The sequence below is a fragment of the Streptomyces sp. NPDC059718 genome (assembly GCF_042733315.1).
Taxonomy (GTDB): domain Bacteria; phylum Actinomycetota; class Actinomycetes; order Streptomycetales; family Streptomycetaceae; genus Actinacidiphila.
Genome location: NZ_JBHWGA010000074.1, coordinates 23,738 through 30,532, shown reverse-complemented (window position 1 = coordinate 30,532; position 6,795 = coordinate 23,738). Strand labels below are relative to the sequence as shown.

The following is a 6,795-nucleotide window of genomic DNA, read 5'->3' as shown; positions in this document are numbered from 1 at the left end:
TCGGCCCGCCAGACCGTGCCCATGCCGCCACGGCCTATCCGCTCCACCAGCCGGTATCTCCCGGCCACCAGGCGTCCGAGCTCGGACATCGCGCGATTCTCCTTGGTCATCCGTTGACGGGTCTCCTCGGCCGGCGCCGGGCTCAGGACAGGGCGACGACCCGTGCCTGCGCCGGGCCCGCGTCGAAACGCAGGACGATGTCGTAGAGGTAGGTGTCGCCGGCCCGGGGCCCCAGGGCCGTCCGGGTCCCGGGGCGCAGCAGGCGGGAGACGGTCTCGTGCCGCTCGCCCGGGGCCGAGCCGCTGACGGTGACGAGCCGCAGGGCGGTACGGCCGGTGTTCTCGAGGGTGACGGTGCGGGTCCGCGGGCACGCAGTGGCCCGGGTGCCCGCGGAACCGCACCGGAAGCGCACGTCGCCGAAGTTCGCCAGCCCGCAGGAGACCTCGGTGGCGTAGTCGATGTCCGACGAGCAGACGGCGCCGACCCGCAGACCGGCCGGCGGGGCGGCCTCGACCGCCGCCCCGTGCGCGTCGGAACCCCGTGGCTGCACGACGGCGAACACGCCGAGTACGGCGGTGGCGAGTACGGCGGGTACGAGTGCTTTCCGCACCGGGTGCTCCAGGAGGCGGGCGACCCGCGGCGGGCGCCGCCGGACGGCGGATGCCTCCGGGCGGCGGGTCGCCGCGGGTGCTGCGGGATCAGTGACGGATCGCGGATCGGGGGCCGCGGTGAGGACGACGGCGCTTTCCTTCGGAAAGGGCACCGGATTCACGGGATCCGCCCGCTATCCGCGGTCTCCCGTTCCGGCGTAGTGGCGCATGAAATGGGCTTCGGCGACGGCGAGCCGCCGCAGTTCGTCGACGGACACGCTCTCGTCGACGGCGTGGATCTGTGCCTCCGGTTCGCACAACCCGATCAGGAGGATCTCCGCCCGGGGGTAGAGGGAGGCGAGGGTGTTGCACAGGGGGATGCCGCCCCCGAGCCCCGCGATGTTCAGGTCGCGACCGCTGTAGGCCGTGCGCATGGCCTCGGCCATGGCGGTGTAGGCGGGGCTCGAGGTGTCGGCCAGGAACGGCTCGCCCTGGGCGACCTGCTCCACCGACACCCGCGCGCCCCACGGGGTGTGCTTCTCGATGTGGGCGGTCAGCAGCTCCGTGGCCTGCGCGGCGTCCACGCCCGGGGGGATGCGCAGGCTGACCGCCGCCCGCGCGCTCGCGTGGACGGAAGGGGTGGCGCCCACGACGGGAGGACAGTCGATGCCCATCACGCTGAGGGACGGCCGTGCCCAGAGACGGTCCGCGACGGAGCCGGTGCCGACGAGGTCCACCCCGTCCAGCACCCCGCCGTCCACGCGGAAATCGGCCTCGGGGTAGACCAGTCCACGCCATGCGCCGTCGGTCTCCAGGCCCTCGACCCGGGGCGATCCGTCGTCGTCCACCAGCGAGCCGAGGATCTTCACGAGCGCGGTGAGCGCGTCGGGCGCGGCCCCGCCGAACTGGCCGGAGTGCAGGTTGCCGCGCAGGGTCTCGACGCCGATCCGGAGCATCGTGATGCCGCGCAGCGACGCGGTGACGGTCGGCGTCCCGAGGCGGAAGTTCCCGGCGTCCCCGATGAGGATCACGTCGGCGTCGAGCAGTTCGGGGTGGGCCCGCGCGTACCGTTCCAGGCCGCCCGTCGCCTGCTCCTCGGAGCCCTCCACGATCACCTTGACGTTCAGCGGCACGCCGCCGTGCGCCTTGAGCGCGCGCAGGGCCAGGAGGTGCATGACCACGGCGCCCTTACAGTCCGCGGTGCCGCGTCCGTACCACCGTCCGTCGCGCTCGGTCAGCTCGAACGGCGGGGTGTGCCAGGCCTGTTCGTCCGGGGCCGGCTGGACGTCGTAGTGCGCGTACAACAGGATCGTGGGAGCCCCCGACGGCCCCGCGAGGCGACCGTGGACGGACTGGTGGCCGTCGGGCATGTCGAGGATGCGTACGTCGTCGAATCCTTCGTCCCGCAGGGCGCCGGCCACCCAGGCGGCGGCCTTGCGGCATTCCTCGGGGGGTGAGACGGCCGGGTCCGCGACCGACCTGAACGCGACGAGTTCCGCGAGCTCGTCCCGCGCTGCCGGGATCAGCGAGGCGACGGTGTCGGCGAGGGGATCGGTGGACAACGGGAACTCCTTGGCGTGCGGGGAAGGGAGCGCCGATCGCCGGAGGAGGGAAAACGCCTCACCGTCACGGGAATTCGACAACCCCCTCGACCTTAATCGCGTCGCGATGGCCGGGAATAGAAGGTGAGTGCCATGTTCGGTGGCGCCGAATACCGGAGGAAAACACGCGGTCCGGCCGGAGACCTACGGAGGCGCTGGTGGCAGAACGCCGCCAGCGAGGAGGGCCGGGGCCCTGCGCCGGGGGTTCCCTTCGTCGTCCCACTGCAGCAGGAACAGCAGCGGAATGGTGACCTGCCGGGCCGCCTCCTCGCGCTGGGCGCGGGGCACGTAACCCCCGGCGAAGAAACCGGCGGCCGCGATGCGCGGCTCGGCCGCCGCCGGCCGGATGCCGACGGCGGTCCACCCCGAGTACCCGACCGGGCCGCCGATCTCGGGCAGCGGAAGGAGGGCGTCCAGGGTGGTCCGCCAGTCCGGGACCGCCTTGTCGACCAGGGGGCCGACGAAGGACTCGAAGATCTCATCGACCGGCTCGCCGGCCTGCATCGACCGGCTCGCCGGCCTGCATCGACCGGCTCGCCGGCCTGCATCGCCCGGCGGAGGTCGGCGCGGGCCTGCTCGTCGGCGGCGGAAAAGCAGCAGCGGTCGCCGTGGTCCGCCAACGGGTTTTTCACCCTCGCCGGACCCGCACGGACCCGCCCGGCCCCGGGCGGTGCCGCTGGGAAAACCGCGAGGGGGATCCGGACGAATCCGGATCCCCCTCGCGGGTGCCATCGGGTGTCGACCGCCCGAGATCAGCTGCAGCCGCTGGTGGAGCCGCAGCCCTCGCAGAGGTAGCAGCTGCCCGCGCGGCGCATCTTCGTACCGCAGGAGAAGCAGAGCGGGGCGTCGGCGTTGAGGCCGAGCTGGATCTCCAGCAGCTCCGTGGAGTTGTGCGCGGTCTTCGGCGCCGGGGTCACCGCGACGGCCTCGGGCTTGGCCGTGACGGCCGGCTTGGGCACCTCGGTCTGGCGCGGGGCGGACTGCGCCAGGCCCTCGACGTCGACCTCCTCGGCGGCGGGCTCGTACGAGCCCGTGTCGAGGTGGCGCTGGCGCTCCTCGGCGGAGTGGATGCCGAGGGCGGAGCGGGTCTCGAAGGGCAGGAAGTCCAGCGCCAGGCGGCGGAAGATGTAGTCGACGATCGACTGCGCCATCCGCACGTCCGGGTCGTCCGTGAGACCGGCCGGCTCGAAGCGCATGTTGGTGAACTTCGAGACGTAGGTCTCCAGCGGCACGCCGTACTGCAGGCCGACCGAGACGGCGATGGAGAAGGCGTCCATCATGCCCGCGAGGGTCGAGCCCTGCTTGGACATCTTCAGGAAGACCTCGCCCAGACCGTCGTCCGGGTAGGAGTTGGCGGTCATGTAGCCCTCGGCGCCACCCACCGTGAAGGAGGTGGTGATCCCCGGACGGCCCTTGGGGAGCCGGCGGCGGACCGGGCGGTACTCGACGACCTTCTCGACCGCGGCGGGGGCGGGGGCCTCCACCGTCCCGGCCTTCTTCTCGTCCGCCTTCTTCTTGGCGGAGAGCGGCTGGCCGACCTTGCAGTTGTCGCGGTAGATCGCGAGCGCCTTCAGGCCGAGCTTCCAGCCCTCGTAGTAGATCTCCTCGATCTCCTCGACGGTCGCCGACTCCGGCATGTTGACCGTCTTGGAGATGGCGCCGGACAGGAACGGCTGGGTCGCGGCCATCATCCGGACGTGCCCCATCGGCGCGATGGAGCGCTCGCCCATGGCGCAGTCGAAGACCTCGTAGTGCTCGGGCTTCAGGCCGGGCGCGTCGATGACGCTGCCGTGCTCGGAGATGTGGGCGACGACCGCCTCGATCTGCTCCTGCTGGTAGCCCAGGCGGTGCAGGGCCTGCGGGACCGTGTTGTTCACGATCTGCATGGAGCCGCCGCCGACCAGCTTCTTGAACTTGACCAGGGCGAGGTCCGGCTCGATCCCGGTGGTGTCGCAGTCCATCATCAGGCCGATGGTGCCGGTCGGGGCGAGCAGGGAGGCCTGCGCGTTGCGGAATCCGTTCTTCTCGCCGAGGCGCAGGACGTCCTGCCAGGCCTCGGTGGCCGCGGCCCAGACCGGGGAGTCCAGGTCGTCCATCCGCGTGGCGACCGCGTTGGCGTCGGAGTGCTGCTTCATGACGCGCTTGTGGGCGGTGGCGTTGCGGGCGTAGCCGTCGTACGGGCCGACGACCTCGGCGAGCTCCGCGGAGCGCTTGTACGAGGTGCCGGTCATCAGGGAGGTGATGGCACCGGCCAGCGCGCGGCCGCCCTCGGAGTCGTAGGCGTGGCCGGTCGCCATGAGCAGCGCGCCGAGGTTGGCGTAGCCGACGCCCAGCTGGCGGAAGGCGCGGGTGGTCTCGCCGATCTTCTGCGTCGGGAAGTCCGCGAAGGAGATGGAGATGTCCATCGCGGTGATGACGAGCTCGACGACCTTGGCGAAGCGCACGGCGTCGAAGCGCTGGGTGCCCTTGCCGTCGTCGTCGAGGAACTTCATCAGGTTGAGCGAGGCGAGGTTGCAGGACGAGTTGTCCAGGTGCATGTACTCGCTGCAGGGGTTGGACGCGGTGATGCGGCCGGTCTCCGGCGTGGTGTGCCAGTGGTTGATGACGTCGTCGTACTGGATGCCGGGGTCGGCGCAGGCCCAGGCGGCCTCCGCCAGCTTGCGGAACAGCGCCTTGGCGTCGATCTCCTCGATGACCTCGCCGGTCATCCGGGCGCGCAGGCCGAACTTCTCGCCGTTCTCGTACGCCTTCATGAACTCTTCGTTCACACGGACGGAGTTGTTGGCGTTCTGGTACTGGACGGACGCGATGTCGTCGCCGCCCAGGTCCATGTCGAAGCCCGCGTCGCGCAGGGCGCGGATCTTCTCCTCCTCCTTCACCTTGGTCTCGATGAAGGCCTCGACGTCGGGGTGGTCGACGTCCAGGACGACCATCTTGGCCGCGCGGCGGGTGGCGCCGCCGGACTTGATGGTGCCGGCGGAGGCGTCCGCGCCGCGCATGAAGGAGACCGGGCCGGAGGCGTTGCCGCCGGAGGAGAGCAGCTCCTTGGAGGAGCGGATGCGGGAGAGGTTCAGGCCCGCGCCGGAACCGCCCTTGAAGATCATCCCCTCTTCCTTGTACCAGTCGAGGATGGACTCCATGGAGTCGTCGACCGAGAGGATGAAGCACGCCGAGACCTGCTGCGGCTGGGCGGTGCCGACGTTGAACCAGACCGGGGAGTTGAAGCTGAAGACCTGGTGGAGCAGGGCCCAGGTGAGCTCGTGCTCGAAGATCTCCGCATCGGCGGGCGACGCGAAGTAGCCGTGGTCCTCGCCGGCCTTGCGGTACGTCGTGACCACGCGGTCGATCAGCTGGCGGAGGCTGCTCTCGCGCTGCGGGGAGCCGACGGCGCCGCGGAAGTACTTGCTGGTGACGATGTTGACCGCGTTCACCGACCAGAAGTCGGGGAACTCCACGCCGCGCTGCTCGAAGTTGATCGAGCCGTCGCGCCAGTTGGTCATGACGACGTCACGGCGTTCCCAGACCACCTCGTCGTAGGGGTGCGTCCCCGGGGTGGTGTGGATGCGCTCGATGCGCAGGCCCTTGGCGGCGGGGGCCGCCGCGGCCGCCTTGCCGGCCTTGGCTCGGGAGCTCCGTGCCGGGCCGCTCGTCGTCTCTGTCATGTGCCGCCTCCCATTACAGGCATTACAGGTAAAACGCCCTGAAGCGCCGCGGTCTTCCCGCGTCTGTGTCTCTCACGGCCGGTGCACCCCCCGGGTGCCCGGCAAGTCTCGTACCGGTGTGCCGCCGCTACTCTGCGGCGACGGCGGCGGTCGGGACGGCTCCGTCCCGGTCCCGCCCACCGGTGTCGTCCGGTGGCCCCTGGTCGCGCAGCTCGGCGATCGCCGTCTCGAAGTCCTCGAGCGAGTCGAAGGCCCGGTAGACGGAGGCGAAGCGGAGGTAGGCGACCAGGTCCAGGTCCTTCAGCGGGCCGAGTATGGCCAGTCCGACGTCGTGGGTCGACAGCTCGGCGCTGCCCGTGGCGCGTACCGCCTCCTCGACGCGCTGCCCGAGCTGGGCGAGGGCGTCCTCGGTGACGGGCCGGCCCTGGCAGGCCTTGCGGACTCCGGCGATGACCTTGTTACGACTGAAGGGTTCGGTGACCCCGCTGCGCTTGATCACCATCAGCGAGGCCGTCTCCACGGTGGTGAAGCGGCGGCCGCAGTCGGGGCACTGCCGGCGACGGCGGATCGAGGTGCCGTCGTCGGTGGTCCGGCTGTCGACGACGCGGCTGTCGGGGTGTCGGCAGAAGGGGCAGTGCATCGTTTCCCTCTCCCTCCCTCACCCACGGTGAGCGCACGACTTCTGAGCCCGAGGGGCCGGTCACGGCCCCGCGAAGCAGCCACAAGCATAGGCGATCCGGGAGGGCTTGATGACCCGGGACCACTACTTGTGGGGGCTGGACCCCATCCAACCACTAGATCTGGTGGCGTGGTGGCCATATGCGCCCATCGCGCGGACCGCGTGTCGCGGCCCGTCGACGGGACGGGAGCCTACGCGACGCGCGGCCTCCCGGGAGAGCCGGGGCGCGGGTGACACACTGGGTGTACGGATCGTCACGGCTC

Annotated in this window: 4 protein-coding genes and 1 pseudogene; all 5 read right to left on the bottom strand. The window is 71.0% G+C overall.

The window, feature by feature from the left end:
* Nucleotides 1-142 precede the first annotated feature (142 nt).
* Nucleotides 143-610: a hypothetical protein gene (locus ACFV3E_RS43490; protein WP_500541620.1), complete on the bottom strand. Its 468-nt coding sequence runs from the start codon at nucleotides 608-610 to the stop codon at nucleotides 143-145.
* Between the two features lie 174 nt (nucleotides 611-784).
* Nucleotides 785-2,152, bottom strand: coding sequence for a dipeptidase (locus tag ACFV3E_RS43485; protein ID WP_500541618.1), 1,368 nt, complete (start codon nucleotides 2,150-2,152; stop codon nucleotides 785-787).
* 228 nt (nucleotides 2,153-2,380) lie between these two features.
* Nucleotides 2,381-2,781: pseudogene (locus ACFV3E_RS43480) on the bottom strand (hypothetical protein); the annotation flags it as partial.
* Between the two features lie 162 nt (nucleotides 2,782-2,943).
* Nucleotides 2,944-5,853, bottom strand: a complete 2,910-nt coding sequence (locus ACFV3E_RS43475) for a vitamin B12-dependent ribonucleotide reductase (RefSeq protein ID WP_500365734.1) — start codon at nucleotides 5,851-5,853, stop codon at nucleotides 2,944-2,946.
* A 127-nt stretch (nucleotides 5,854-5,980) separates the two neighbouring features.
* The gene (gene nrdR, locus ACFV3E_RS43470; RefSeq protein ID WP_499514420.1) at nucleotides 5,981-6,493 is read right to left on the bottom strand and encodes a transcriptional regulator NrdR; all 513 of its coding nucleotides are present in this window, start codon (nucleotides 6,491-6,493) and stop codon (nucleotides 5,981-5,983) included.
* Nucleotides 6,494-6,795 lie beyond the last annotated feature (302 nt).